The sequence below is a fragment of the Caloramator fervidus genome (genome assembly GCF_900108045.1).
Taxonomy (GTDB): Bacteria; Bacillota; Clostridia; order Clostridiales; family Caloramatoraceae; genus Caloramator; species Caloramator fervidus.
This window is the reverse complement of record NZ_FNUK01000006.1, coordinates 17382-43479: the sequence shown is the minus strand read 5'-3', so window position 1 is coordinate 43479 and position 26098 is coordinate 17382. Positions and strand designations below refer to the sequence as shown.

At 29.3% G+C, this 26098-nt stretch carries 27 protein-coding genes; 21 read left to right on the top strand and 6 right to left on the bottom strand.

Features of this window, described 5'->3' with window-relative positions; all coding sequences use genetic code 11:
- Nucleotides 1-45 precede the first annotated feature (45 nt).
- From C4R78_RS03280 to C4R78_RS03260, 5 genes are all read left to right on the top strand, one after another.
- The gene (locus C4R78_RS03280; protein WP_103895676.1) at nucleotides 46-1272 is read left to right on the top strand and encodes a diguanylate cyclase; all 1227 of its coding nucleotides are present in this window, start codon (nucleotides 46-48) and stop codon (nucleotides 1270-1272) included.
- 79 nt (nucleotides 1273-1351) lie between these two features.
- Nucleotides 1352-1741, top strand: coding sequence for a DUF302 domain-containing protein (locus C4R78_RS03275; RefSeq protein ID WP_103895675.1), 390 nt, complete (start codon nucleotides 1352-1354; stop codon nucleotides 1739-1741).
- A gap of 59 nt (nucleotides 1742-1800) precedes the next feature.
- Nucleotides 1801-2562, top strand: coding sequence for a threonine/serine exporter family protein (locus C4R78_RS03270; RefSeq protein WP_159945783.1), 762 nt, complete (start codon nucleotides 1801-1803; stop codon nucleotides 2560-2562).
- Nucleotides 2559-3008, top strand: coding sequence for a threonine/serine exporter family protein (locus C4R78_RS03265; protein ID WP_103895673.1), 450 nt, complete (start codon nucleotides 2559-2561; stop codon nucleotides 3006-3008). The genes C4R78_RS03270 and C4R78_RS03265 overlap by 4 nt, the downstream gene beginning before the upstream one ends.
- Before the next feature lie 159 nt (nucleotides 3009-3167).
- Nucleotides 3168-5486: a glycoside hydrolase family 31 protein gene (locus C4R78_RS03260; protein ID WP_103895672.1), complete on the top strand. Its 2319-nt coding sequence runs from the start codon at nucleotides 3168-3170 to the stop codon at nucleotides 5484-5486.
- A 118-nt stretch (nucleotides 5487-5604) separates the two neighbouring features.
- Here the strand turns inward: C4R78_RS03260 and C4R78_RS03255 are convergent, their stop codons facing one another.
- Nucleotides 5605-6186 carry a class I SAM-dependent methyltransferase gene (locus tag C4R78_RS03255; RefSeq protein WP_103895671.1) on the bottom strand — a complete coding sequence of 194 codons (582 nt, stop codon included), beginning with the start codon at nucleotides 6184-6186 and terminating at the stop codon, nucleotides 5605-5607.
- Nucleotides 6187-6330: 144 nt separating this feature from the next.
- Between C4R78_RS03255 and mnmL the strand changes: the two genes are divergently transcribed.
- From mnmL to C4R78_RS03185, 14 genes are all read left to right on the top strand, one after another.
- Nucleotides 6331-7251, top strand: coding sequence for a tRNA modification radical SAM protein MnmL/YtqA (gene mnmL / locus C4R78_RS03250; RefSeq protein WP_103895670.1), 921 nt, complete (start codon nucleotides 6331-6333; stop codon nucleotides 7249-7251).
- Nucleotides 7252-7263: 12 nt separating this feature from the next.
- Nucleotides 7264-9387 (top strand): type I pullulanase, encoded by a 2124-nt coding sequence (pulA, locus tag C4R78_RS03245; protein ID WP_103895669.1) that lies wholly within the window; start codon nucleotides 7264-7266, stop codon nucleotides 9385-9387.
- A 119-nt stretch (nucleotides 9388-9506) separates the two neighbouring features.
- On the top strand, nucleotides 9507-9929 hold the full coding sequence (locus C4R78_RS03240) for a MarR family winged helix-turn-helix transcriptional regulator (protein ID WP_159945782.1): 423 nt from the start codon (nucleotides 9507-9509) through the stop codon (nucleotides 9927-9929).
- Nucleotides 9930-9947: 18 nt separating this feature from the next.
- The gene (locus tag C4R78_RS03235; RefSeq protein WP_103895667.1) at nucleotides 9948-10646 is read left to right on the top strand and encodes an HlyD family secretion protein; all 699 of its coding nucleotides are present in this window, start codon (nucleotides 9948-9950) and stop codon (nucleotides 10644-10646) included.
- Nucleotides 10647-10658: 12 nt separating this feature from the next.
- The gene (locus C4R78_RS03230) at nucleotides 10659-11786 is read left to right on the top strand and encodes an efflux RND transporter periplasmic adaptor subunit (protein ID WP_103895666.1); all 1128 of its coding nucleotides are present in this window, start codon (nucleotides 10659-10661) and stop codon (nucleotides 11784-11786) included.
- Between the two features lie 16 nt (nucleotides 11787-11802).
- Nucleotides 11803-13530 carry an ABC transporter ATP-binding protein gene (locus C4R78_RS03225; RefSeq protein WP_103895665.1) on the top strand — a complete coding sequence of 576 codons (1728 nt, stop codon included), beginning with the start codon at nucleotides 11803-11805 and terminating at the stop codon, nucleotides 13528-13530.
- Nucleotides 13527-15437: an ABC transporter ATP-binding protein gene (locus C4R78_RS03220; RefSeq protein ID WP_103895664.1), complete on the top strand. Its 1911-nt coding sequence runs from the start codon at nucleotides 13527-13529 to the stop codon at nucleotides 15435-15437. Before C4R78_RS03225 ends, C4R78_RS03220 begins: the two co-directional genes overlap by 4 nt.
- 116 nt (nucleotides 15438-15553) lie before the next feature.
- Nucleotides 15554-15913: a NifB/NifX family molybdenum-iron cluster-binding protein gene (locus tag C4R78_RS03215; protein ID WP_103895663.1), complete on the top strand. Its 360-nt coding sequence runs from the start codon at nucleotides 15554-15556 to the stop codon at nucleotides 15911-15913.
- A 17-nt stretch (nucleotides 15914-15930) separates the two neighbouring features.
- The gene (locus tag C4R78_RS03210) at nucleotides 15931-16761 is read left to right on the top strand and encodes a P-loop NTPase (RefSeq protein ID WP_103895662.1); all 831 of its coding nucleotides are present in this window, start codon (nucleotides 15931-15933) and stop codon (nucleotides 16759-16761) included.
- Complete coding sequence (locus C4R78_RS03205) at nucleotides 16752-17612, top strand: ATP-binding protein (RefSeq protein ID WP_103895661.1); 861 nt, start codon at nucleotides 16752-16754, stop codon at nucleotides 17610-17612. Before C4R78_RS03210 ends, C4R78_RS03205 begins: the two co-directional genes overlap by 10 nt.
- A 4-nt stretch (nucleotides 17613-17616) precedes the next feature.
- The gene (locus C4R78_RS03200; RefSeq protein ID WP_103895660.1) at nucleotides 17617-17973 is read left to right on the top strand and encodes a NifB/NifX family molybdenum-iron cluster-binding protein; all 357 of its coding nucleotides are present in this window, start codon (nucleotides 17617-17619) and stop codon (nucleotides 17971-17973) included.
- Nucleotides 17974-17991: 18 nt separating this feature from the next.
- Nucleotides 17992-18456: a Fur family transcriptional regulator gene (locus C4R78_RS03195; protein WP_103895659.1), complete on the top strand. Its 465-nt coding sequence runs from the start codon at nucleotides 17992-17994 to the stop codon at nucleotides 18454-18456.
- A complete protein-coding gene (locus C4R78_RS03190) occupies nucleotides 18426-18878 on the top strand; it encodes a DUF134 domain-containing protein (RefSeq protein ID WP_103895658.1) in 453 nt (150 codons plus the stop codon). The genes C4R78_RS03195 and C4R78_RS03190 overlap by 31 nt, the downstream gene beginning before the upstream one ends.
- Nucleotides 18879-18994: 116 nt before the next feature.
- Nucleotides 18995-19198, top strand: coding sequence for a DUF5320 family protein (locus C4R78_RS03185; RefSeq protein WP_103895657.1), 204 nt, complete (start codon nucleotides 18995-18997; stop codon nucleotides 19196-19198).
- Nucleotides 19199-19251: 53 nt separating this feature from the next.
- Here C4R78_RS03185 and C4R78_RS03180 read toward each other — a convergent pair whose 3' ends face one another.
- Nucleotides 19252-20547, bottom strand: coding sequence for a hemolysin family protein (locus tag C4R78_RS03180; RefSeq protein WP_103895656.1), 1296 nt, complete (start codon nucleotides 20545-20547; stop codon nucleotides 19252-19254).
- 96 nt (nucleotides 20548-20643) lie between these two features.
- Here C4R78_RS03180 and C4R78_RS03175 point away from each other — a divergent pair, with 96 nt between their 5' ends.
- A complete protein-coding gene (locus C4R78_RS03175) occupies nucleotides 20644-21672 on the top strand; it encodes a C40 family peptidase (RefSeq protein ID WP_103895655.1) in 1029 nt (342 codons plus the stop codon).
- 20 nt (nucleotides 21673-21692) lie between these two features.
- Here C4R78_RS03175 and C4R78_RS03170 read toward each other — a convergent pair whose 3' ends face one another.
- Nucleotides 21693-21848 carry a DUF1540 domain-containing protein gene (locus tag C4R78_RS03170; protein WP_103895654.1) on the bottom strand — a complete coding sequence of 52 codons (156 nt, stop codon included), beginning with the start codon at nucleotides 21846-21848 and terminating at the stop codon, nucleotides 21693-21695.
- 141 nt (nucleotides 21849-21989) lie between these two features.
- On the opposite strand from C4R78_RS03170, the gene C4R78_RS03165 reads away from it, so the two are divergent.
- Nucleotides 21990-23009 carry a DUF5050 domain-containing protein gene (locus C4R78_RS03165; RefSeq protein WP_103895653.1) on the top strand — a complete coding sequence of 340 codons (1020 nt, stop codon included), beginning with the start codon at nucleotides 21990-21992 and terminating at the stop codon, nucleotides 23007-23009.
- 7 nt (nucleotides 23010-23016) lie between these two features.
- On the opposite strand, the gene C4R78_RS03160 is transcribed toward C4R78_RS03165, so the two are convergent.
- The 3 genes from C4R78_RS03160 to C4R78_RS03150 all read right to left on the bottom strand — a co-directional run bounded on the left by C4R78_RS03160 (nucleotide 23017) and on the right by C4R78_RS03150 (nucleotide 26090).
- Nucleotides 23017-23697: a L,D-transpeptidase family protein gene (locus C4R78_RS03160; protein WP_173689739.1), complete on the bottom strand. Its 681-nt coding sequence runs from the start codon at nucleotides 23695-23697 to the stop codon at nucleotides 23017-23019.
- 101 nt (nucleotides 23698-23798) lie between these two features.
- The gene (locus tag C4R78_RS03155; RefSeq protein WP_103895651.1) at nucleotides 23799-24965 is read right to left on the bottom strand and encodes a peptidoglycan-binding protein; all 1167 of its coding nucleotides are present in this window, start codon (nucleotides 24963-24965) and stop codon (nucleotides 23799-23801) included.
- 114 nt (nucleotides 24966-25079) lie between these two features.
- Nucleotides 25080-26090 (bottom strand): hypothetical protein, encoded by a 1011-nt coding sequence (locus tag C4R78_RS03150; protein ID WP_103895650.1) that lies wholly within the window; start codon nucleotides 26088-26090, stop codon nucleotides 25080-25082.
- Between the last annotated feature and the right edge of the window lie 8 nt (nucleotides 26091-26098).

Genomic DNA, 26098 nt, shown 5'->3' with positions numbered 1-26098 from the left:
TTGGCCACCTTAAGGTGGCCAAAACTTATATTTGAAGGTGATATTATGAAGGATATTAAATTTATAATCGATAATATGAAAAATCCCTTTGTTTATGGCAATATTATTCTTGATGAAAATAAAAATCCTACAAATATTTTAATATTAGAAGTTAATAAGGCTTTTGAAGAGTTAGTAGGTTTGAAAAAGGAAGATATTTTAAATAAAAGCATAAAAGATATCCTTTCAAATTTTGATTTTTTAAATGATGAATATTGTTTTTTAGGTAAATATTATTCTATAGATATTTGTTTTGATAAGGAAGGTGTAGCTTTAATTTTTAATGATATTACAAGATATAAAAAATTATATTTAAAGTCTAAAGAAAAAGAAAATATTATAAAACAAGTTACAGAAAATCTAGAAGAAGCAATTATACTTCAAGATGTAAAAACTAAAGAAATTATATATATAAGTCCTTCTTTTTCTAAAATTCATGGCATATTGATTGAAGAGGTTTTAAAAAATAAACATTTATGGAAAATATCTGTTCATCCTAAGGATTTAAAAAGGATAGAGAAGGAATTTACTATGGATTATGCCCTTAAAAAAATAAAAGAAGAAGGTTTTTTTCAGTCTGTTTATAGGATATTAAACTCTGATGGAAGTTATAAATGGATTTTATCTAAGTATATTCCCATAAAAAACGAAAAAGGAGAGATAATAAGGGTTCTTGGAATAGATCAGGATATAACCAGATTAAAAAATGTTGAAGAAAAATTAAAAAAAGAAAAGCAAAAAGCCCAAAAAATGGCAATGATCGATTATTTAACAAAGATTTATAATAGGAGAGCTTTTTTTATAAGGGCCAAAGAGGAAATTAAAAAATTTAAAGATATATCTATTATTATGGCTGATATAGATAGATTTAAGAATATAAACGATACCTTTGGACATGATATAGGAGATGAGGTTTTAAAACATTTTGCAAAGATTTTAAAATTCCATACAAAACAAGGGTTTGCTGCAAGATTTGGAGGAGAGGAGTTTATAATTTTATTACATGAAAATGGAAATAAAGCTTATGATAAAGCAGAAGCTATAAGAAAATATATAGAAGAAAGCAAATTAAGTATAAATGGTAATGTAATAAGATATACTGCAAGCTTTGGAGTATCTTCTTTAAGAGAACAGGATAATCTTGACATTGAAAAAGTTATAAAAAGAGCAGATCAAGCTATGTATATTGCAAAGGAGAAAGGAAGAAATATGGTTGTTTTAAATAATATTTGATTTAATTTTCAAATTTTTTAAAAATATGATATAATAAAAAGTAAACCTAGCATCTAAATTTTTTATAGGGAGTGATGCTATGGAAGGTTTTATTTATGAGATTGAGGTTAATAAAAGATATGAAGATGCTTTAGATGAAATTGCTGAAAAGCTTGAGAAATCAAAATTTGGAGTTATTTGGAGGATGAATTATCAAGATAAGTTAAAGGAAAAAGGTGTGGCTTATGATGGCAATTTTACTATTTTAGAAGTATGTAATCCATATAAAGCAAAGGAAGTATTAGAAAAGGATATAAAAATAGGATATTTTCTACCTTGTAAGATAGCAGTTTATGAAGATGAAGACAAAGTAAAAGTTGGATTTATAGACCCAGAGTATTTAATAAAGGATTTAAATAAAGATGAATTAAAAAATATTGCAAAAGAAGTAAAAGAAAAAATAATATCTATAATTAATAGTTTAAAATAGCCGCAAAAGCGGCTTTTATTTTTGTTAAATTATGTTACAATGTAATGGGTGGTGATGTTATGGAGGTAAAGCAGGTTGTAGAAGTTGCAACTAAAATAGGAGAGCTTTTGTTAAGTTCAGGAGCAGAAATTTATAGAGTAGAAGATACCATGAGGCGAATTGGTGCAGCCTATAAAATTGAAATTGAAAGTTTTGTCATGCCAAATGGATTTTCTGCTACAGGAAAAACTTCAGATGGCAAAATGATAACCTGTGTAAAAAGGATTAAGGATAGGACAGTAGACCTTCATAAAATTGAACTTTTAAATGACTTATCAAGAAGAATTGAAGCTGAAAAATTAAGTTACGATGTTATAGTAAAGGAAATTGAAAATATAGAAAAGCTTCCTTATTTTAATTTTCCTTTAAGGATTTTAAGTGCTGGTATTGTAGCCTTTTCCTTTACTCAGCTTTTTGAAGGTACGGTTTTAGATGCTTTTTTTGCCTTTATAATAACCTGTGTTATTTATGTGTTAAAAGAAAAAATCGAGAAATTTGGTTTTTTTCAGTTCTTTGAATATTTTATTTCTGGATTTTTAGCTGCAATTTTTGCACTTTTTGTTAATAATTTTATATGGACAGTTAATATAGATAAAGTGATAATAGGTTCTATAATGATTCTTGTTCCAGGAATTGCAATTACAAATGCCATAAAGGATGCGTTGTATGGAGATATTGTATCAAGTTTAGCAAGGCTTGGAGAGGCACTTTATATTGCAGCATCAATAGGAGTTGGAGTTGGCTTTGCATTAACATTAGGAATAGGATGGGTGACACTATGAGGGAATTTTTATTGGCTTTTCTTGGAAGTTTCACAGGAGCTATTTTGTTTAATATTGAAAGATATAACTTATTTTGGGCAGGGCTTTGTGGTGGAATTGCTTGGGCTATATATAAATTTTTAGTTTTGTTTTCAGGAAGAGCTATATATGCCACTTTTATTGCTGCTGTGTTTGTAGGTCTTTATAGCGAGGTTATGGCAAGAAGATTAAAAACTCCTGCATATGTTTTTTCTCTACCGGGTATATATCCTTTAGTTCCTGGTATAATGGCCTTTGATACTATAAATCTTTTGACTTTTGGAAAATTAGAAGAGGGTATAAACAAAGGAATTGAAACAGCAGCAACTGCAGGTGCTATAGCTTTTGGAATACTTTTAGCCTCTAATTTTTATCAAGTTTTAGATAAGTTGATTTCTGAGACTTTAAATAAGAAAACAAAAAAGTAAAAACCTCGCCATATAGGCGAGGTTATATTAAATATTTTAAATCTATATTAAAGAGGGGGGGTATCTGGTTTTCAAGCTTGCATTTTAATAATATCAATACTATATTAAAAAACTATTTATATATTGTTAACAAAATGTAAATTTATTGGGGGGATAGTCGTGTTTGGTAGATTAAAGAAGTTTTGTGTCGAAAACAATGAATTAATCCTGGGGTTTGAAAAAGGAAAGGGAATAATAAGGGTAATAAAAGATGACATAATTAATGTTTTTTCTCCTCTTAAATATGATAGAGCTTTTTCAAGGGCTATAGAGGATCTTAAGATAGAAGAAGTTGATTTTGATGTGAAAGAATATAACAATTTCATAGAACTGAAAACCAACAAGTTAATTGTAAGGATTTTTGATGATTTTAAAGTTGATTTTTATGATGTTGATAAGAATGTTTTATGTGAGGATTATAGAGGAGAAAGACAACCTTTTAAAAGAAGGGGAAATGGAAAAACGTATCAAACAGAGGCAGTAAAAGGAGAGGAGAAGTTTAAAAAACATAAAATTGAAATTTTAAAAAAGATGTATGGAGATGAATATTTTTATGGTCTTGGTGAAAAGACAGGATATCTTAATAAAAAAGGTTATTATTATGAGATGTGGAATACTGATGAACCAAGGCCTCATGTTGAGAGTTTTGTAAGCTTGTATAAGTCTATTCCTTTTTTTATAACTTTAAGAAATGGTATATCTTTTGGAATATTTTTTGATAATACCTTTAAAACTTATTTTGATATGGGAAAAGAAAATAGCAGCTATTATTATTTTGCAGCCGATGATGGAAACTTAGATTATTATTTTATATATGGTCCTTATGTTACAGATGTTTTAGAAGGATATACTTATTTGACGGGAAGAACACCACTTCCTCAGCTTTGGACATTAGGATATCATCAATCAAGATGGAGCTATTGTCCAAAAGATAGGGTGTTAGAAGTTGCAAATATGTTTAGGGAAAAGGATATCCCATGTGATGTGATTCATCTTGATATTGATTATATGGATGGTTATAGGGTATTTACTTGGGATGAAGAAGCTTTTAAAGATCATAAGGATATGATAAAAGAGCTTAAAGAAAAAGGATTTAAGGTTGTAACTATAATAGACCCAGCAGTTAAAAAGGATAAAGGTTATTTTATGTATGAGGAAGGACTTAAAAATGGATATTTTATAACCGATAAAGATGGAATACCTTATGTAAATGAGGTATGGCCTGGAGAGGCTTTATATCCTGATTTTTCTGATGAAAAGGTTAGAAACTGGTGGGCCGATAAGCAAAAAATAATGCTTGATGATGGAATAAGTGGCATTTGGAATGATATGAATGAACCAGCTTCTTTTAAAGGTCCAATTCCGGATGATGTTCAGTTTAAAAATGACGGAAGAACTACCAATCATTTGGAAGTGCATAACGTTTATGGACATCTTATGGCAAAAGCAACCTATGAGGGAATTAAAAAGCATACAAATAAAAGACCCTTTGTTATAACAAGGGCGTGTTTTGCAGGAACTCAAAAGTATTCTACTGTATGGACAGGAGATAACCATAGTTTTTGGGAACATCTTAGGATGGCAGTTCCTATGCTTTTAAATTTAGGTCTTTCAGGAATAGCTTTTTGTGGAACTGATGTTGGAGGATTTCAATTTGATGCAACACCAGAGCTTTTATCAAGATGGGTTCAGCTTGGCTGTTTTATGCCTCTTTTTAGAAATCATTCTTGTATTCATACAAGAGATCAGGAACCTTGGGCCTTTGATAAAATTACAGAAGATATAAACAGAAAATATATAAAGCTAAGATATAAGCTTCTTCCTTACTTGTATGATTTGATGTATCAATGTGAAAAAACGGGACTTCCTGTTATGAGACCTTTGTTTTTACACTATCAAAATGATAAAAATACTTATGAATTAAATGATGAATTTTTGTTTGGAGAAAATATATTAGTATCTCCTGTCCTTGAGCAAGGGAAGAATATAAAGGCGGTTTATCTTCCAGAGGGGGATTGGATAGATTATTGGACAAAAGAAGAATATAAAGGCGGAGGATATATTTTAAAATATGCTCCCCTTGATTTATGTCCTATGTTCATTAAAAAAGGAAGTATTATTCCAAATTTTGAAATTCAAAATTATATTGGTGAAAAGAAGATGAATAAGCTTATACTTGATGTATATCCTGGAGATGGAGTTTATTATCATTATAAAGATGATGGAGAAACTTTTGAATATAAGAATGGAAAATATAATTTTTATAAGTTTACAATGAAACTAAATGATTTTTTAGAGATAAATATAGAAAAGGAACATTATGGATATGAGGATTATAAAGAATTTGAATTTATTTTTAATAAATATGATGGATTAGTAGTTATAAATTCAAAAAAGTATCAAATTAGGGATGGGAAAGTAATAATAAAAGTAAATTAGCCGGCAAAAGCCGGCTTTTTTTAATGGGGAAGTAGATCTATGTTAAAGGGGGGAACTAAGACAATTTTATAATAACAAGAGTATTTTAAAAAGATGTTGAAAAAGTGTTAAAAAACTATTAAATTACATTATTCGACAAGGTAAATTTTAGTCCATAGTGATGTTTTGAAACTTCAAGATCTTCTATAAGTTCAAATCCCATAGTTTTAAATATTTCTATAACTTCTTCTTTAGATATTCTATGATCAAAAGGAGGTCCGTAATTTGTATTTATTTTTTTCCATTCGATTATAAAAACTTGGCCGTTATTTTTTAAGGTTCTTTTTACTTCTTTTAAAAATTTTTTCTTATCTTCTATCTCATGTAAAACATTTGAAAGCATTACATAATTTATTGAATTTGATTCAATAGGAAATTCATATTCAAAGCATTGCTTAAATTCTATGTTGTCAATATCCTTTGCTCTTTCTTTTGCATAGTTTAGCATTTCTTCTGAAATATCAATTCCTATGGATTTACCTTTTGAAAGTATTTTGGCAGCAGGAATGGTAAAGTAGCCTATACCGCATCCAACATCTAGAAATGTTTCCTCACCTTTTAATTTTAATCCAAATCTTTCAAGGGTTTTATATGGTGGCATATATTTTCTTCTTGTAGGATTGTCAAGTTTTTTTAAATTTTTAGGATCAAATTTATGCATATTATTACCTCCTCATATGCTTTTATACTATTAAGTATACCTCTAAAAGGTATATTATTAAAGTTTGGGTTTATAATTTATTGAAAGAAAATAATAATATAAGTAAAATGGTTATGAAAATATTAAACAAAAGAAGGTGGTCGTTTGAAACTTTGGGGAGATAAAAGGTATTATTCTATAAACTATTTTTTAAGGCAAAAGTTTGGAGAAAAAGTTTTTAAAATATCTTTGGATGCGGGATTTACATGTCCTAACAGAGATGGGACAAAAGGGTATGGAGGCTGTATATTTTGTAGCGAGAGAGGTTCAGGAGATTTTGCAGGAACTAAGGAGGATCTAGTTGAGCAGTTTTATGAAGTTAAAGAAATGATGAATAAAAAGTGGAAACATGGAAAATATATTGCTTACTTTCAAGCTTTTACTAATACCTATGCGCCAGTTAATGTTTTAAGGGAAAAATATGAGGCGGTTTTAAATCTTGAAGGAGTTGTAGGATTGGCTATAGCAACAAGGCCTGATTGTTTACCGGAGGATGTTTTGGAGCTTTTAGATGAAATAAATAAAAAAACTTATCTTTGGGTGGAGCTTGGTCTTCAAACCATTCATGAGGATACAGCAAAGCTTATAAACAGAGGATATCCTTTAGAAACTTATATAGAAGCTGTAGAAAATTTAAGAAAAAGAAATATAGATGTTGTAACGCATGTTATACTAGGCCTTCCAGGAGAGGATAAAAAAAGAATACTTGAAACTATTGATTTTGTAGCGCATACAAATACTCAAGGGATAAAGCTTCACCTTCTTCACCTTATGAAAGGAACAAGACTTGTTGACATGTATAAAAAGGGACAGTTAAGATTTTTAACTAAAGAGGAATATGTTGATCTTATAGTTGACTGTGTAGAAAGGCTTCCTGAAAATATGGTGGTTCACAGATTAACAGGGGACAGTCCAAGAAGCCTTATAATAGAACCTTTATGGAGCTTAAAAAAATGGGAAGTTTTAAATGCTATAGATAAAAGGTTTGAGGAAAGGGATACTTGGCAGGGAAAGTATTTCAAATAGTGGAGGTATGATATGAAGGCTTATTTTTCAACATTTTATAAGATAAAATTTTTCTTAAATGAATTTGATGGTGTAGATTTAACAAGTATTAGGGTTTTTCAAGAAAATCAACCTTTAGAAATTAGCGTAATAAACAAAAGGAAGGATTTATGTGAGATAATTTTAAAAGATCCAATTGATATAAAGAAAAAAACATATTTATATTTAAAAGAAAACAAGGTTGAAGTTTCTTATTCTTATCTTTTTAAGACAAAGGAATTTGAAGAAAAATATTTTTATGATGGATTTTTAGGATGTAGGATTATAAATGATAAAACTGAATTTAGAGTATGGTCGCCTGTTGCAAAATCTATCAGTTTGCTTATTTATAAAACCAAAGATCCTTTGATTTATGAAAAACCTTTGGTATATCAAATGGAAGAAAAAAATGGACTTTTTTCAATTTTAATAGATAAAAATTTAAAGGGATATTTTTATAATTATCAAGTTGAAGTATATGATAAGGTTTATGAAGTAGTTGACCCATATGCAAAAGCAGTTGGAATAAATGGATTAAGAGGAGCCATAATTGATTTTAATGATACAAATCCTTTAAATTGGGATAAGGATAAGCCAGTAAATTTAAAAAGATATGTTGATGCAATAATTTACGAGATAAACATAAGGGATATTTCTTTAGGTGATAATAGTGGTATTAAGGATAAGGGAAAGTTTTTAGGGCTTGTAGAGGAAAATACCTTTTCAGAAAAAGGAGTTAAAACAGGACTTGAACATATTAAAGAGTTAGGAGTAACCCATGTTCAGATTATGCCCTTTTATGATTTCCATTATGAAAGCGTAGATGAAAGGGAGCCTTTTAAAAAATATAATTGGGGTTACGATCCTCAAAATTATAATGCGGTGGAGGGAAGTTTTTCAAAAGATCCTTATGATCCTATATCAAGAATCAAAGAGCTTAAAACTATGATTAAAAAATTTCATGATAACAATATAGGCGTTATAATGGATGTTGTTTATAATCATGTTTATGATTATAAACAAAGCAGTTTTGAAAAATTATTTCCTGGATATTATTTTAGAAGCGATAAATTTGGCAATATATCTAACGGCAGCGGATGTGGGAACGATATAGCAACAGAAAATAAAATGGTAAGAAGGTTTATAAAAGATTCCGTTTTACATTGGGCAAAGGAGTATCATATTGATGGATTTAGATTCGATCTTTTAGGACTTTTTGATATAGATACTATAAATGAGATATATGATGAACTTAAAAAAATAAATGAGAATATCATAGTTTATGGTGAAGGTTGGGATTTAAATACTTTTTTAGAAAGTGATAAAAGGGTTATTCAAAAAAATGCTTATAAAGTTTTAAACATTGGATTTTTTAACGATACAATAAGGGATGCGGTAAGAGGAAATACTTTTGATGCAGAAAAGAAGGGATTTGCTGGAGGAGAGGATAGAGAATACGACATAAAAAGAAGTGTAGTTGCATGTACAAATTATAGTGAAGATTTAAAAGGTCCTTATGTTTCGCCTAATCAATCCATTAATTATGTTTCTTGCCATGATAATCATACTCTTTGGGATAAGATAAGTATTACAAATAAAGAGGATTCAATAGAGGATAGGGTAAGAATTCATAAATTATCTTATGCTATATTATTAACAAGCCAAGGTGTTCCTTTTTTACATCTTGGATGTGACTTTTGCAGAACAAAGCAAGGATACGAAAATAGTTATAATCTTCCAGATAATATAAATTCAATTGATTGGAATAGAAAATATGAGTTTAGGGATGTATTTGAATATGTAAAGGGGCTTATAACTTTAAGAAAAGAACATATAGCCTTTAGATTGGATTCAGTGGAGGATGTTAAAAAATATTTAAAATTTATTGATTCTCCTAAAAGAACTATAGCTTTTAAAATAGAATGTCCTGCTGATTCTTGGAGGGAAATAATAGTTGTTTATAACGCCAATAAAAATCCTATAGATTTAAACCTTCAAAATGGAGTTTGGAACGTTGTAGTAGATGGAAGATTAGCTGGGGTGGATACGTTGTATAAAATATATGGTGATAAAGTAAGGGTATCTTCAATAAGCTGTATGGTTATGTATAGAAATTGAAACCTGGATTATCCAGGTTTCTAGTTTTTTATTGACTTTTTTGGTTTTTATGTTACAATTTATAATAGTTACAAAAAGTAACTATTATAAATTGTAACATAAAAAAGAGGAGGAAAATGATGAGGGAAATTATTGCAGAGGATTTATTAACTTTTTTACCTGCTTTTTATAAAAAACTTATGAAGGGTATTTCGATTACTGGAATATCTAAGCAACAGCTTTGGCTTTTGCATCTTGTAGAAAATTATGATGAAAAGCCTATGAGTTATTATAGTGAAAAGATGATGATTCCAAAATCAAATTTAACATCCATATCAGAAAAATTAATTCAAGATGGACTTATAGAAAGAGTTTTTGACCCAAAGGATAGGAGGGTTATTTTATTAAAAATAACTGAAAAGGGAAGGGCCTTTTTAAAGGAGTGTAAACAAAAAAGTAAGCAGGATATTTTAAAAAAGCTTGAGGTGCTTGATGAAAACGATATTAAAAAATTAGGCCAGTTGTTTGATGAGTTAAAAATTATTTTTAATAAATTAGATTAATAAAAAAGGGGGATTAACATGAAAAAAGCAAAATCTATCCTAATAAGCATTTTATTGTTGTTATTAATTGGAGCAGGTGTTGGATTGTATTTTTACTTTTATAATGATAGCCATTACATTACAACAGATAATGCTCAAGTTTCTGCAATTATGGTATCAATAACTCCGGAATTAACTGGGAAGATAGAAGAGTGGAATATTAAAGAAGGAGATTATGTAAAAAGTGGTCAAATACTTGGACGCCAAGATGTAAGTGCCCTTGTTTCAACTAGTGCTATTAATTCCCAAGGATTGAGTTCTTCTGCAGATGTTATAGCTTCTAAGTCTTATATAAAATCTCCTATAGATGGTAAGGTTGTTTTATCTAATGCAGTTGTAGGTCAGGTGGTATCTCCTGGAATGGAAATTGCACAAATAATAGATTTATCTAATATTTTTATAAAAGCAAATATTGAAGAAACAAATATTTCAAAAATAAAGGAAGGTCAAAAAGTAGATATAAAGATAGACGCATATCCAGATAAGAAATTTGAAGGATATGTAAAAACTATAGGTCAAGCTACACAATCAGCTTTTTCTTCTATGCCAAGTTTAACTACTAGTGGAACTTATTCAAAGCAAACTCAATACATTCCTGTTAAAATAACTATCATAAACAATGATAATGTAGTTTTAATGCCAGGAATGAATGCAACTGTTAAAATTCACATAAAGTAAAGGGGGATAAGTATGAAAAAGTTAATAAGTTTATTGATGGGCTTACTGTTTATATTGGGATGTAACTTCCAAAATTCAAGTCAAAATGCTTTTGATGTTCAAGTTGCAGTCGCTAAAACACAAGATATAAATTCACAGTTGAATGTTTCAGGAGCATTAATTCCAGCAAAAACAGTTAATATTTATAGCAAATTAACAGGACAAGTTGAAAAAGTTAATGTTGAAGTTGGAAGTGAAGTAAAAAAAGGAAGCATACTTGCACAAATAGAAACAAAAGCATTAAATATACAACTTGAACAACTTCAGGCTTCTTTAGAATCAGCAAAGGCAGCTGAAAGTTTAGCAAAAGGCCAAGTAGATCAAGCTAAAATAAATCTTGACTCTATGGAAAAGGCCTATGAAAAAACTAAAGATTTATATAGCAAGGGATTGGTTACAAAAGATCAATTAGATGAGATAGCAACAAAATATGAGCTGGCTAAAAAGCAATATGAGACTGTATCAAATGGAAGTTTAAAACAAGCAAAGGCTGCTTTAGATGTTGCCTATGCTAACATGAAAAATGTAAAGCTTCAAATTGAAAATTCTAAAATTGTAAGTCCAATAAGTGGAATAGTAATTAATAAAAATATAAACGTTGGAGAATTAGCCTCACCAACAGTGCCTTTGTTTGTAGTTGGAGATTTTTCAGCTCTTAAATTAAAAGGAACTATTTCACAAAAATATCTTCCTTATGTTAAAGTTGGTCAAACTATAGATGTTATTGTGGATATTTATCCAAATAAGATTTATAAAGGTCAAATAGTTAGCGTTGGGCCTATGGCAGTTAGCACAGGAATGTATTTTCCAATTGAAATTAGCATAAAAAATGTTGATAATATAAAGCCTGGACTTTCTGCTCATGCTGTTTTAAATATATCAAAAAAGGGAATTGTAGTTCCTTCTTCAGCACTTGTTCGTAATAACGGAAAGAACTATGTTTATGTTATAGAAAACAATTTAGCTAAAAAAAGAGAAGTTGAAGTAGGCCTTCAAAATAATAAAGAGGTTGAGATAATAAGTGGATTAAAGGAAAATGAAAAAGTAGCAATATCCAATGTAAATAATTTGTTTGATAATGCAGTTGTAAATATAAAATAGCTGGAGATGATGTTTTATGATAAAACTATTTAGATATTTAGAAAAGTTTAAATGGCTTATATTTTTTACTCTTTTGTTTATGTTTGTTCAAGCCATTTCAGAGCTTTATCTTCCAACTCTTATGTCCGAAATTGTTAATAATGGAATGATGAAAGGAGATACAGTATTTATTTGGAAATACGGTGGATACATGCTTTTAGTTGCTGGTGCAAGTTCAATAAGTTCAATTATTGGAGCATTTTTATCTTCAAGGACAGCAGTAGGGTTTGGAACGCTTTTGAGGGATAAAGTATTTACTAAAGTTGAAGGATTTTCATTAAATGAATTTGATAAAATAGGAACTGCTTCTTTAATAACCAGAACTACAAATGATATAACTCAAATACAAACAGTTCTTGTAATGATGATGCGTTTTATGATTTATGCGCCTATAATGTGTATTGGCGGAATAATAATGGCATATTCAAAGGATAAACATTTAACTTTAGTTCTTGCGTTTGTTTTGCCTTTATTTGTTGTAACAATCGCTTTACTTGCAGCTAAAGTAGTTCCCCTTTTTAAAGCTTTGCAAAAAAAGCTTGATAAAGTTAATCAAATACTTCGTGAAAATTTAATAGGAATTAGGGTAATTAGAGCTTTTAACAGGGTAGAGACAGAAAGGAAAAGGTTTTATGAAGCAAATAAAGATCTTACAGATACAGCAATAAAAGTTAATAAAATATTAGCAATGATGCAGCCTATAATGATTCTTTTGATGAATCTTACAAATATAACAATTATATGGGTTGCTGCAAAAAGAATTGATGCAAATAAGCTTCAAATAGGAGATATGATGGCATTTATCCAGTATGCTATGCAGATATTGTTTTCAATAATAATGGTATCTATAATGTTTGTTATGGTTCCTAGGGCTCAAGCTTCAGCTGAAAGAATTAATGAAGTTTTAGAGATTGAACCTGAAATAAAGGATCCTAAAGAGCCAAAGACTCCTAAGATATCAAAAGGTCACATAGAGTTTAGGAATGTAACCTTTAGATATCCTGGAGCAGAAAGCCCTGCTCTTGAGAATATTTCCTTTGAAGCAAAGCCTGGGGAAGTTACCGCTATAATAGGGGGAACTGGTTCAGGAAAGTCTACTATTTTAAATCTTATTATGCGTTTTTATGATGTTGAAAGTGGAAGTATTTTAATTGATGGCGTAGATATAAGGGATATGTCTCAAAAAGAATTAAGATCAAAAATTGGATATGTTCCTCAAACAGTAGTTTTATTTTCAGGGACTATAAAGGATAACATAAGGTATGGAAAAGAAGATGCTACAGATGAAGAAATTATGCGTGCTGCAGAAATTGCTCAGGCAACAGAGTTTATTTTAAATATGAAGGATGGTTTTGATTCTTTAGTTTCTCAAGGTGGTACTAATCTTTCGGGAGGTCAAAAACAGCGCTTGTCTATAGCAAGGGCACTTGTTAAAAAGCCCCAAATATATATGTTTGATGATAGCTTTTCAGCTTTAGATTTTAAAACGGATGCAAAACTTCGCTCAGAACTAAAAAAAGAAACTTCTAATTCAACAGTATTGATAGTTGCTCAGCGTGTTGCAACTATTATGGATGCAGATAAAATCATTGTTTTAGATGAAGGAAAAATAGTTGGTATGGGAAAACATGAAGAGTTATTAAGAACATGTGAGGTTTATCGTGAGATAGTGTCTTCCCAGCTTAGTGAGGAGGAGATAGCATGAGTAAAGGACAAAGACCCTTTGGGGGACCAAGAGGTCATATGGGACCTGCCATGGGAAGACCTGTTGAAAAGGCAAAGGATTTTAAAGGAACTGTAAAAAGATTAGTAGAATATATGAGGCCCCAAAGATATAAGTTTTTAGCAGTGTTTATTCTTGCAATATTAAGTACAGTATTTAATATTGTAGGACCTAAAATATTAGGTAAAGCAACTACTAAAATTGGAGAAGGAATACTTGCAAGATACTTGCGTATTATTCAAATACAAATAGCTATTAAAAGAAATATGCCAAGGCAAGTTATTGAAAACTTAAAAAGGCAACCTGTTCCAAGCATTGACTTTGAGTATATAGGAAAAATTTTAATTATTTTGATTAGTTTATATTTAATAAGCGCTATTTTAAGTTTTATTATGTCATATATAATGTCAACGGTAGCTCAAGAGACTGTATTTAAGATGCGTTCAGAAGTTAAAGATAAGCTTGATAGATTGCCATTAAAATATTTTGATTCAAGAACCCATGGTGAGATTTTAAGTCGTGTTACAAATGATATGGATAATATTGCAACAACCCTTCAGCAAAGTTTAACTCAGCTTATAACTTCAGTTGTAACTATAATAGGTATTTTAGGAATGATGATATCCATAAGTCCTGTTATGACTTTAATTGCTCTTTTTACGTTACCTTCATCTGGAATGTTAACCGCTATGATTGCAAAAAAATCTCAAAAATATTTTGCAGAGCAACAAAAGATTATAGGACAGTTAAATGGACATGTTGAAGAGATGTTTACAGGGCATAAAATTGTTAAAGCCTTTGGGCGTGAAGAGGATTCTATAAAAACCTTTAAGGAAATTAATGAAAGGCTTTATAATGTAGGTTGGAAGGCACAATTCATGTCAGGTTTTATAATGCCTGCTTTGAATTTTGTTAATAACGTTGGATATGTTTTAGTGTGTGTGGTAGGTGGAATTTTTGTTGCAAAAAGAAAAATAGAAATAGGAGATGTTCAGGCTTTTATACAATACATGAGGCAGTTTACTCAACCTATAATTCAAACAGCTAATATAGCTAATATAATTCAATCTACAGTAGCTTCAGCAGAACGTGTATTTGAAGTTTTAGATGAAGTTGAGGAAGTTAAGGATAAAGAAGATGCTGTAAAAATTAAAAATCCAAAAGGAGAAGTTAAGTTTGAGCATGTGAAGTTTGGTTATAAAGATGACGAACTTTTAATGGAGGATATAAATATACATGTAAAGCCAGGACAGATGGTTGCAATTGTTGGGCCAACAGGTGCTGGTAAAACTACCCTTGTTAATCTTTTGATGAGATTTTATGATGTAAAAGGCGGAAGAATTACTATTGATGGTGTAGATATAAGAGATATGAGAAGAGAAGACTTAAGAAGAATGTTTGGTATGGTGCTACAAGATACATGGTTATTTAATGGAACGATTAGAGATAATATAGCTTATGGAAAAGAAGGTGCAACAGAAGAAGAAATTATAAAAGCTGCTAAGGCTGCTCATGCAGATCATTTTATAAGAACATTGCCCCATGGTTATGATACAGTTATAAATGAGGAAGCTTCTAATATTTCACAAGGTCAAAAGCAACTTCTAACAATTGCGAGGGCCTTTTTAGCTGATCCTCCAATATTAATACTTGATGAAGCTACAAGTAATGTAGATACAAGGACGGAAGCTTTAATTCAAAAGGCCATGGCAAATCTTATGAAAGGAAGAACAAGCTTTGTAATTGCCCATAGACTCTCAACGATAAAAGATGCGGATTTAATTCTTGTTATGAACCGTGGAACAATAATAGAACAGGGAACCCATAAAGAACTTTTAGCTAAGGGTGGATTTTATGCAGAACTTTACAATAGCCAGTTTTCAAATTAACTTAGGGCAACCCCCTAAGTTTTTTTGTTTTTTTATAATTGGCATTTGACAGTAATGGTATTTAGTAGTAATATATAATTAGCAAATGCTAAAAATATTTTAAGGGGTTGATGATGATGAAAATTGCAATATCATCAGTTGGAAGTTCTATGGACAGCATGCTTGATGTAAGATTTGGTAGATGTAAATATTTTCAGATTCATGATACAGATAGTGGAAAAGTAAAAGTAATAGAAAATAAAGGACAGCTTTCAGGGGGAGGGGCAGGCATTGCTGCTGCACAGCAACTAATAAATGAAAGGATAGATATCATAATAACAGGCAGCTTAGGACCTAATGCTTTTGAGCTTATAAATAAAGCAGGAATAAAAGCTTATAAATGTGAAGCAATGCCAATAAACATTGTATTGGAAAAATTTAAAAATTCGAAACTTGAAGAGATAAAAGTAGCAGGTAAAGCACATCATGGTATGTAATAATGGGAGGGAATAGATTGAATATTGCAGTATTGAGTGGTAAAGGTGGAACTGGTAAAACTACAGTTTCAGTAAATCTTGCGTTGGCTTTAAATGCTAATTATATCGATGCAGACGTTGAGGAGCCTAATGGTTTTTTATTTTTAGAACCTCAAATTTATAAAGTAAAAGATGTATTAGTGGAGTATCCTATTATAGATAAAGATAAATGCACTTTATGTGGAGAATGTGTTAGAGTGTGTCAATTTAATGCTTTAGCAAAAGCAAAAGAGGAGATTGTACTTTTTCAAAAGTTGTGTCACAGTTGTGGTGCATGCCAAATATCTTGTAAATTTGGAGCAATAGAATATTCTAATAGAGAAATTGGGAAAATTGAAAAAGGTAAATATAAAAATATAGGTTGTAGTCGAGGTATTTTAAATGTAGGAGAACCTATGGCTGTGCCTGTAATAAAAGAACTACTTAGGGATTTAACTTGCAAAGTAAATGTAATAGATTGCCCGCCAGGAACTTCTTGCAATGTTATTAATGTATTGAGGTATGCTGATGTGGCGGTGCTTGTTACAGAACCATCTGAGTTTGGACTTCATGATCTTAAGATGGCTGTTGAGTTAGTTAAAACTTTTAAAATACCTTTTGGAATAGTTATTAATAAAGATGATGGTGGGGAAAATATAATAAAGGTTTATTGTAAAAAAGAGGGTATAAAAATAATAGGGCTTATTCCCTATGAAAGAGAGATTGCTTTTATGTATTCAAAGGGAAAAATATTATATGAAGATGTAAAATATAAAGAGTTATTTGATGAGTTGGCAAGCCGTTTAAAGGAGGAACTTAAATGGAATTAGTTGTTATTAGCGGGAAAGGTGGAACAGGAAAGACTACGATTGCAACAGCACTTTCAGAGCTTGCTAAAGATGTGATTAGGGTTGATTGTGATGTTGATGCACCAAATTTTTATTTGTTTTATCAAGGTAAAGATATCCACAATGAGGATTTTTTTGGAGGTAAAAAAGCATCAATTAATAAATTTTTATGTATTGAATGTGGAAAATGTGAAAAAGTTTGTAAATTTGATGCTATAAAGAATTTTAATGTAGAGCCTTTTTTATGTGAAGGATGTGGTGCATGTACTTTAGTTTGCCATCAAAATGCTATAACTTTAGAATATGAAAAAACGGCAGATATTTATCTAACGGAACTTAAACAGGGAATAATTTCAAGGGCAAAGATGGAAATTGGAGCCGATGCCTCAGGAAAATTAATAACTCAATTAAGAATAAATGCTAGAAGAGTAAATGAAAAAGATAAACTTATTATAATAGATGGTTCGCCAGGTATAGGATGTCCTGTTATATCTTCAATAACAGGTGCAGATATGGTATTGGTTGTTACTGAACCTACAAAATCAGGTTTACAAGATTTATCTAGGGTAGTAGGGCTTTGTAAATATTTTGGCATTTTTACTATGGTTTGTATAAATAAATACGACATAAATGAGGATATTACAAAGGAAATAGAAGATTTTATTAAGGATAATAACTTAGCTTTAGTAGGTAAAATTCCATATGATGATATAGTTATAAAATCAATAAATGAACTTAAGCCTATAACTTTTTATAAAGATAGCATAGCAGCAAAAGCTATTAGGAATATGTGGAACAATATAAAAGAATATATTAAATTAAAGGAGGAATAACATTATGAAAATAGCGGTTGCGTGTGAAGATAAGTTTGTTAGTGCTCATTTTGGACATTGTGAAGGATTTATAATTTATGAAATCGCAGAAGAAAAAGTTGTTGATAAAAGTTTTGTTGAAAATCCGGGTCATAGACCAGGCTTTTTACCAGTGTTTTTGAAAGAATTGAAGGTTGATGTTGTGATATCTGGAGGAATGGGAGAAACTGCACAACAATTGTTTAATGAAAATGGAATAAAGGTAGTAGTAGGTGCCCAAGGTTTAGCTGATGATGTAGTAGAAAAATATATAAGGGGTGAATTAAAATCTACTGGTAGTATATGTAAAGAACATCACCATGAAGGTCATTGCAATGATTAATGTAAAAAGGATGATTATATGGATATAAGTTATTTTAAGAGAATGTTTGAAAAAAATAATTATAAGTTTACAAAACAAAAACAATTAATATTAGATGTTATAATAAAAAGTCCGGTTCATTTAAGTGCAAAAGAAATATATGAGAAGGTAAAGGATAAAAATATAGGACTTGCTACTGTATATAGAACATTAAAGTTATTTAAAAAATTAGGGATTATAAAAGAGATAAATGTTAGTGGAGTTAGTTACTATGAAATGAAAATGTTTAGCAAAAACCCCCTGCATATTCATTTTAAATGTTTAAATTGTGGAAAAACGATAGATATTAATAGCAAAATAAGCGTTGAATATGTTAAACTAAATAATAGATTAGAAGAGGAAAACAATATAGAAATACATGACATGGATATGATGCTTTATGGATTATGTAATATATGCAGGGAGGAATTAAAATGCCAAGGCCAATTAAATTTAGAAGAGTAGAATTTTTTCCACAGGATACTTATTTTATTCCTTTTGGTAGACCAAGATGTGACTTACAAGAGGTAGTCTTAAAGGTAGAAGAACTTGAAGCGATGAGGCTAAAGGATATAGAAGAGCTAAGTCAAGAAGAGTGTGCAGAAAGGATGCAAGTATCAAGACAAACCTTTCAAAATATAATAGATTCTGCAAGGAAAAAAGTAGCTATTGCCCTAACAGAAGGAAAAGCAATAAGAATTAGTGGAGGGCATTATACTACCCATTTTTGTAAAAACATATGCTTAGATTGTGGCAATGTGTATGAAGTTAATTATGAGCGGGATAAAACAACATGCCCTAAGTGCGGTTCAAATAATGTAAAATGTAATAATGCTGAAAAGCGTTGTAAAAGATGGTGTAAGATATTTAATGAAGAAAACCAATAAAGCATGTTGAAGTAATTTCAACATGCTTTATTTTTATAAAGTTATTGACGTATGCCAAAAAAGTAGTATAATAATAATTGTAAATAGCATATGCCAATTACTTGGGAGGTGAAAGTATGTTTGGAAGATGTGGATATGGTCCTATTGGAATGGAATTAAGACAAAGAAGAAGGTTATGCAATTTGGGTAGAGGATTTAGAGGGCAATTTTGTATGAATGCATTTAACGCAAATGTAGAGGATAGAAAAGAAGTTTTAAAGAAATACAAAGAATTGTTACAAGAAAAATTAAATTGGATAGACAAGATGTTAAATGAATAAAGTTTAAACCCCATGAAAGATAAGCTTTCATGGGGCATTGTTGTTTTAAAAACTTATTTTATTTCTATTTTAATTTGTTCTATTCTTTTTTCATCAATCTTTTCAACAGTAAAGGTTATGTTTTCATATTCAACTTTTTGGCCTTTTTGTGGTATATTGCCTATAAGGTCTAATACAAAGCCACCTATTGTATCATGATGTTTAGAGGGTATTTTTAAATTTAATTTTTCGTTTACTTCATCAATACTAACAAGTCCATCAACTAAGTAAATGTTATTTTCAAGCTTTTGAAAATCTTTTATATCTTCATCATATTCATCAGATATATTTCCTACAATTTCTTCTATCAAATCTTCAATTGTTATTATTCCAGAAACTCCTCCATATTCATCTATAAGGATTGCCATGTGGTTTTTGCTGGTTTGAAGTTCTCTAAATAATACGTCTATTTTTTTTGTATCTGGAACAAAGTAAGCTTTGCGAAGTAAATTTTTTATTGATATATCTTCTATTTTTTTGCTTACCATTTCTACAAATAAATCCTTCATATAAAGAATTCCTACTATGTTGTCTATATCCCCGTCATATACTGGGATTCTTGAGTATTGTTCTTCTATGATTTTATGAATTATTTCTTCTAAAGGCGTATTTATGTCAATTGCAAATACTGCTGTTCTTGGAGTCATAACCTCCTTTGCAAGGGTATCATCAAAGTCGAATATTCCATCTATCATTTCTTTTTCTGTTTGGTTTAATACACCATTTTCTTCTCCAACATCTATCATCATTCTTATTTCATCTTCTGTTACTTTTTCTTCTTCATAGGTGGAACCTACTCCAAACATTTTTGCAAAGAAGTTTGTGGAAAGTGTTAATATTTTTACAAAAGGAGAAGTTATTTTAGATATAAATAAAATGATTCCTATTATTTTAAATGCTATTTTTTCAGGATTTTGTAGAGCCAAACGTTTTGGCAAAAGTTCTCCTAAAACTAAAGTTATATATGATATAAAAAGGGTTACAAGAATAAGGGAAATTTGTTCACTAAAGGGGATATTTAGTCTTTTTAAATATTGTGAAAAATATGTTGAAATGCTTACAGCAGCTGATGCACTAGCTAAAAATCCTGTTAAAGTTATTCCAACCTGTATTGTTGCTAAGAATTTGCTAGGTTCTTTAAATAATTTTTGAATTAAAATTGCTTTTTTGATTCCTTCTTGAGCTTGCATAGATATTTTATTTCTATTTATAGATATAATTGCAATTTCTGATGCGGCAAAAAATCCATTAATTAGTATTAGCAAAAATATAAGTAAAAAGTCTATTATTACTTGGTTGACCCGGGTCATATATAGTCCCCCTCAGTTTAACTTTATATTTAGTATGTGAAGTTTTTGGTTTTAATATCATAAAAATTTAAAGAAAGTAATATTTTGGAGGAGGACATGGGAAGAAAAGGTTTTTTGATAAAGCTTTGCTTAGTTTTGTTTATAATAGTTTTTTTGATTTTTATGTTAATTAAGCCTAAAAAAGAAGAGATTTTTATAAGAAAAATATCTCGTCAAGAAGCATATAAAAGAGCAATGGATATAATTAATTTTGTTTGGGAATATGAGCCTATTAAATTATATAGGCAGGATATAAAACTTCCCAATTTTTTAGGTGATGAAAAAAAGATTGTAGTTGGAATTCCATATTGCTGGGGAGGATACATTTCTGTTGATATTAGCAACATAAAGGAAGTTAAAAATTTTAAAGATGCCCTCTATAAAGGGTATGTTCCAGGAAATGTATTGACAGAGGGATTGTATAAGGAAAAAACGGCAGGTCTTGATTGCTCAGGTTTTGTTAGTGCAGTTTTTAATTTACCTGAAAAAATTTCAACAAAAGATATGGAAAAATATTTTAAATATATAAATGAAAACAAAATAAAACCAATGGATATATATAATGCAGAGGGGGAGCATGTATTTATTTATTTAAAGGAAAGCTATGACAAAAGTGGAATTATAACTCTTGAAGCAAGGCACAGCAAAGATAGTGTAGATAAAACAGTTGTAAGTTATAGAAGTTATGAACAAATAAAAAAAGGACAAAACGGTAAGAAGTTTAAAGCTATGAGGTATAAGGGAATAATAGAGGATGGTATATACATAGATATGGATGATTATGAATATAATAATTTGATAAATAAAGCTTATGAGGCTGAGTTTAATAAGGTATATAAGGGTAGGATAGATTATATTGAAGATGTAGATTTTTTTAAGTTTTATGCTTATAAGGATGTACTATTAAAAATTTATAATCTTTCACCTAAAGTTAAAGTTTTGTTAAAAAATCAAAAAGAAGAGGTATTAAAGGAAATAAACTTAAAAGGCATTTACTTTTTAAGGTTAGAAAAAGGAGTTTACTATTTGGAGTTTAAAAATTTAGGTTTTGAATATAAAAATGAGTATGAGTTTGAATTAAAATAAGGATCTGGCTATCCAGATCCTTATTTTTTTTCAAAGCTTGCACAGTCGGTGCTTTCTTTAGTTGTTGCAGGGGTTGTGTGGTTTACTATTTGAATTGAATTTAATGTACAGTAGTTTTCAGTCTGAGCGTGATATTTGCAGTCTTTAACATTGCAGGAAATGTTCTTGTTTATCATTTTTTCCCCTCCTTGTTGTTTTTCACAAATATTTTTTGCATATAAACAAAGAATTATTCTTTAAAAATTTGGGTTAAGTGAATATTTTTACTTTGTATGGGAAAAATAATAAATAAGTTATAAAAAGAAAGAGGGGATGGTATGAAAAGAAAAATTTTTTTATTACTTATAGTTTTGTATGTTTTGTTTATAAATAAGGCTTTTTCAAATATGGATTATGGACAAACTTTAATATATCCTAATTATTATTTTGTTGATAAAGATGTTTACTATGTAAATACTAATAATTTTAACTTATATAAAAACAAAAATCCTATAATTTATAACATAAATGAGGCAGGATTTATTTTGTTTAACAATCAAATTATATTTGTTTCTAATAAAGATAATTGTTTGTATTCTTATAATATTTTAACTAAAAAACTTAAAAAAATAAGCCAAAATAAAGTTTTAACTGGGTATAATACTTTCTTTATTTTTAAAGATTATATTTTTTATTATGATTCAAACAATAAACTAAGAAAAATAAAAAATGGAAGGGAATTTAAGGTCCTTCCTTATGAAAACAGTATTGCCTTATCTTTATTAGAAAACAAAAGATGTTTTAAAAACTATATTTTAACATGGGGACAAAATGGAATAAAAAAAATAAATTTAGATAATTATTCTATTAAACAATTATATGATGGCCCTGTTTATTCCTTAGATGTTTATAATGATAAAATTTATTTTATAAATAGTTTGTCTAATATATCAGTTATAGACCTTAATGGTAAAAAATTGACAGAAATCAGCTGTAAAGCTCAAGAGAACGTTTTAGATTTTTATCAAGGTAGGCTTATTGTAGATTATGGATATTTATATTTTATTGACTATGAAAGTAAAAAACTTATTAGAGTTAACTTAAAGAACTATAAAAAAGAAATACTAGAAAAAAATGTTGAGGACTTTTATATAAAGGATAAAAGACTTTTTTATATTAACAGTGTAGAAGGAGATAACATAAAATATATTGATATTTCTAAAGGTATAGCAAAGGCTTTACCAAAGGATAAATATTTGTATTTTTTAGATTTAAATAATAACTACTTATGTTTACTTGTAAAATCAAAAAATCCGCAAAATATCTATGGAGAGATAAAGTATATAAAAGTTGACTAGCCAAGGGCTAGTCAAATAAATATATTCCAAGTTTGTTGTAAAATGATATTCCTATATAATCACTTACTTTTAAATTGTGTTTTTTCTGAAAAGAATGAACAGCATGTTTCATGCTTTCGTTATATATACCATTTACATAACCTTTAAAAAATCCAAGTTCTTTTAATTTTTTTTGAACAAAATAAACATCAGATCCTCTATCACCAGGCTTTAAAATTCTAAAACCGCTGCCAAAGGGCCCAAAAGGGCCTCCATATATAGTTACTTTTGTTCCTATAGGTGTTATTTTATAAAGTTCAGCTACATCTTTGTTAAACATTCTTATACAGCCGTGGGATAAAGCATGACCTATAGACCAAGGTTCATCTGTTCCATGAATTCCATACATTCCCCAAGGAACGTTAAACCCCATCCAATATCCTCCAAATCCTTCTCCCCATCTTGCTTTACTTGTTATAGTCCATGTTCCAATGGGAGATGGGGTTTTAGGTTTGCCTGAAGATACAGGGTAGGTTTTAATAACTTTACCATTAGATATTAAATACATCTTATTTTCAGTTATATCAACGAATATATATAAATTTTCATATTTTGGAAGATGGTTTTGTTTAAATACGCTGTTACTTTCTATAAAAGTTATTTTACCTAGAATAATAACTACAAAGCAAATTAAGGTTATAAAAATCATTAAAGAATACTTTTTCACATAATCACCCTTTAAAATAAATCTATATAAAGAATATGCTAAAATTAAGATTAAAATAACAAGCCAGGTTAAAATAACCTGGCTTATCTATTAGCTGATATTTTTATCATTGCTTGATGTCTTTCATCTACCTGCCAATCCTTATGTCTTAGGGAATTGACAAAGTGAATATCAAAATGTCCATCCATGTTGTTTCCTTTTATATAATCATAGTTTGGGCCATATCCATATCCACCAGATCTGTTATAAACGTTTATATTGCTAGGATAAGCATCTAAACCTGCATGGGGCATACCAGACATTGATGCAGCTATTCTTCTTCCATTGACAACTAAAATTATAGGTCTTACATCCCAAGTCCATGTTCCACCAAATATTTCTTTCATTATAGCAGTGTCTTGTGCTGTTAGGGTTTCTACGTCAGCATGTCCAGATCCTGTGGTTCTTTTTACTTTAAAGCTTTTTCCAGTAAAATAGTCTATTACTGTGGCTTCTGTACCAACCGGAAATATATATTGAGCTTGTGTAAACCAGTCAAGATATTCACCATACTTAGGATAATATGGTTTTACAGGGACAATTATTTTTGGAATTTTTAAAGCTTGTCCTACATATAAAACTGTTGATGTAGTAATTCCATTAGCGGAGGTTAAATCAAGGATAGTGACTTTAAATTTCTGAGAAATACTCCATAGAGTATCACCACTTTGAACGATGTAGGTTTCATAGGTTGTGTATGGTTTGTATTTATTATCTATAACTTCAAATATTTTATCAAAAACAGCCTTATCAGCTTGTCCTGTTAAACTTAAGCCATAATCTTTTTGAAAGTTTAATACAGCATTTTGAGTTAAACTACCAAAGTATCCTGTAGGTTGAACTGAGAGGTATCCTAAAGCGTATAAGTATGTTTGAAGTTCTGCAACTTTTTCATGTCTTATGCCGTAGTATAAAATTTTTGGTTCATTGTTTAAAACTTTGTTTAATTGATTTAATGTCACTAGATCTAAATTGCCTGTTGGAGTTAATAAATTATCTTCTTGAAATTTTTTTACAGCAAGATAGGTTTCATATCCATAAATTCCATCAACAGTGGAAGAGTAATATCCTAAGGATTTAAGATTGGATTGAAGCTCTTCAACCTGTTGCCCTTTAGAGCCGTAGTATAAAGGAAGGCTTATGGCAGCATCAACTATTGAAGGAATTAGCATGAAAATAACTATGGTAAATGCTATAATCCTTTTTAGCATACCATCACCCCTTTTATTTTTTTATAATTATACCAAGATCTATACTGGGGTTTAAATGAAAAAATTATGGCACAAATGCCAAATAAAACATAAGGGGCAGCTTTTAGCTACCCCCTAAGTATTATTTACCTCGTTTAGAGATTGTTTTTGTTGGTTATATAATTCTAATAGCTTTATCCATGATTCGTTTATTAAGTTATATTTTTCATTGAGTTCCTCGAATTTTTCATTTATAAATTCATTTTTATTTGATATGTTTAAAAGATCTAAGCATTCTTTAAATTCTCTGCAGTAGTTAGTAAAATCGATTATTATGCTGTCTATGTTTTTATGAATTTCTACTAAATTTTCAGGAACAGATATATTTAAAAAGGCCATGTGTATAAGTTCTAATTTTAAAAGTTTTTTTTCTATTTCAGTTTTTATTTGTTTTATATAACTTGGATTTTTTTTGATGTTATCTAAATATGAGGATAAGTTAATTTTTATGTTTGCAAAGTCATTTATTAATTTGTCTATTTCTGAAAAGTAATTTTGATATTGTTCATAAAGCCTGTTTTTTTCTTCAAAATTTGAATAACATTTATATGCGAATAATTGCATTTCATTGGATATGTCTTTAAATTTTGTAGGCAATTTGATTTTATAAGGAATTTTTAAGTTATTGTATAATTTTTGAGTGTTTGTTATGTATTTATCAAAATCTTCTGCAGCTTTGGATATTTTATCTGATTTTAAATTGTTTAGTATAAGTCTTGATTGAGTATATATTCTTTTATTCATATTTATAGCTTCAATCAATTTGTTATGTTCTTTTGAATATTTTTCTGGAACAGTTATTGAATATAATTGATTTATTAAAGTATCTATATTGGCTTCACTTTTTTTTATAGCATTTGTTAAGTTTAAGATATAAGTAGAATCTTCAATAGGGACATTTGTTAAATTGCTAAGTTCTCTAGAGAATATTTCATTTTCTTTCTCTAGTTTTGCTAATATTTTTTTTGTTTTGCGAGTATAGGATATATTTTCAAAGTTATATAGATAATAAAAAGAAATTGAAATTATAAAAGATGTAATTAACAAGGTAAGTATGATTATTATAGTTTTGTTTTTTATATTCATTTATCCCC

What these genes read in the sequence shown, in the direction of transcription:
- C4R78_RS03280 (WP_103895676.1), top strand. Translation starts at nt 46, where the DNA reads ATGAAGGATATTAAATTTATAATCGATAATATGAAAAATCCCTTTGTT.
- C4R78_RS03275 (WP_103895675.1), top strand. Translation starts at nt 1,352, where the DNA reads ATGGAAGGTTTTATTTATGAGATTGAGGTTAATAAAAGATATGAAGAT.
- C4R78_RS03270 (WP_159945783.1), top strand. Translation starts at nt 1,801, where the DNA reads ATGGAGGTAAAGCAGGTTGTAGAAGTTGCAACTAAAATAGGAGAGCTT.
- C4R78_RS03265 (WP_103895673.1), top strand. Translation starts at nt 2,559, where the DNA reads ATGAGGGAATTTTTATTGGCTTTTCTTGGAAGTTTCACAGGAGCTATT.
- C4R78_RS03255 (WP_103895671.1), bottom strand. Translation starts at nt 6,186, where the DNA reads ATGCATAAATTTGATCCTAAAAATTTAAAAAAACTTGACAATCCTACA.
- pulA (WP_103895669.1), top strand. Translation starts at nt 7,264, where the DNA reads ATGAAGGCTTATTTTTCAACATTTTATAAGATAAAATTTTTCTTAAAT.
- C4R78_RS03240 (WP_159945782.1), top strand. Translation starts at nt 9,507, where the DNA reads ATGAGGGAAATTATTGCAGAGGATTTATTAACTTTTTTACCTGCTTTT.
- C4R78_RS03235 (WP_103895667.1), top strand. Translation starts at nt 9,948, where the DNA reads ATGAAAAAAGCAAAATCTATCCTAATAAGCATTTTATTGTTGTTATTA.
- C4R78_RS03230 (WP_103895666.1), top strand. Translation starts at nt 10,659, where the DNA reads ATGAAAAAGTTAATAAGTTTATTGATGGGCTTACTGTTTATATTGGGA.
- C4R78_RS03225 (WP_103895665.1), top strand. Translation starts at nt 11,803, where the DNA reads ATGATAAAACTATTTAGATATTTAGAAAAGTTTAAATGGCTTATATTT.
- C4R78_RS03220 (WP_103895664.1), top strand. Translation starts at nt 13,527, where the DNA reads ATGAGTAAAGGACAAAGACCCTTTGGGGGACCAAGAGGTCATATGGGA.
- C4R78_RS03215 (WP_103895663.1), top strand. Translation starts at nt 15,554, where the DNA reads ATGAAAATTGCAATATCATCAGTTGGAAGTTCTATGGACAGCATGCTT.
- C4R78_RS03205 (WP_103895661.1), top strand. Translation starts at nt 16,752, where the DNA reads ATGGAATTAGTTGTTATTAGCGGGAAAGGTGGAACAGGAAAGACTACG.
- C4R78_RS03200 (WP_103895660.1), top strand. Translation starts at nt 17,617, where the DNA reads ATGAAAATAGCGGTTGCGTGTGAAGATAAGTTTGTTAGTGCTCATTTT.
- C4R78_RS03195 (WP_103895659.1), top strand. Translation starts at nt 17,992, where the DNA reads ATGGATATAAGTTATTTTAAGAGAATGTTTGAAAAAAATAATTATAAG.
- C4R78_RS03190 (WP_103895658.1), top strand. Translation starts at nt 18,426, where the DNA reads ATGCCAAGGCCAATTAAATTTAGAAGAGTAGAATTTTTTCCACAGGAT.
- C4R78_RS03185 (WP_103895657.1), top strand. Translation starts at nt 18,995, where the DNA reads ATGTTTGGAAGATGTGGATATGGTCCTATTGGAATGGAATTAAGACAA.
- C4R78_RS03180 (WP_103895656.1), bottom strand. Translation starts at nt 20,547, where the DNA reads ATGACCCGGGTCAACCAAGTAATAATAGACTTTTTACTTATATTTTTG.
- C4R78_RS03175 (WP_103895655.1), top strand. Translation starts at nt 20,644, where the DNA reads ATGGGAAGAAAAGGTTTTTTGATAAAGCTTTGCTTAGTTTTGTTTATA.
- C4R78_RS03170 (WP_103895654.1), bottom strand. Translation starts at nt 21,848, where the DNA reads ATGATAAACAAGAACATTTCCTGCAATGTTAAAGACTGCAAATATCAC.
- C4R78_RS03165 (WP_103895653.1), top strand. Translation starts at nt 21,990, where the DNA reads ATGAAAAGAAAAATTTTTTTATTACTTATAGTTTTGTATGTTTTGTTT.
- C4R78_RS03160 (WP_173689739.1), bottom strand. Translation starts at nt 23,697, where the DNA reads ATGATTTTTATAACCTTAATTTGCTTTGTAGTTATTATTCTAGGTAAA.
- C4R78_RS03155 (WP_103895651.1), bottom strand. Translation starts at nt 24,965, where the DNA reads ATGCTAAAAAGGATTATAGCATTTACCATAGTTATTTTCATGCTAATT.
- C4R78_RS03150 (WP_103895650.1), bottom strand. Translation starts at nt 26,090, where the DNA reads ATGAATATAAAAAACAAAACTATAATAATCATACTTACCTTGTTAATT.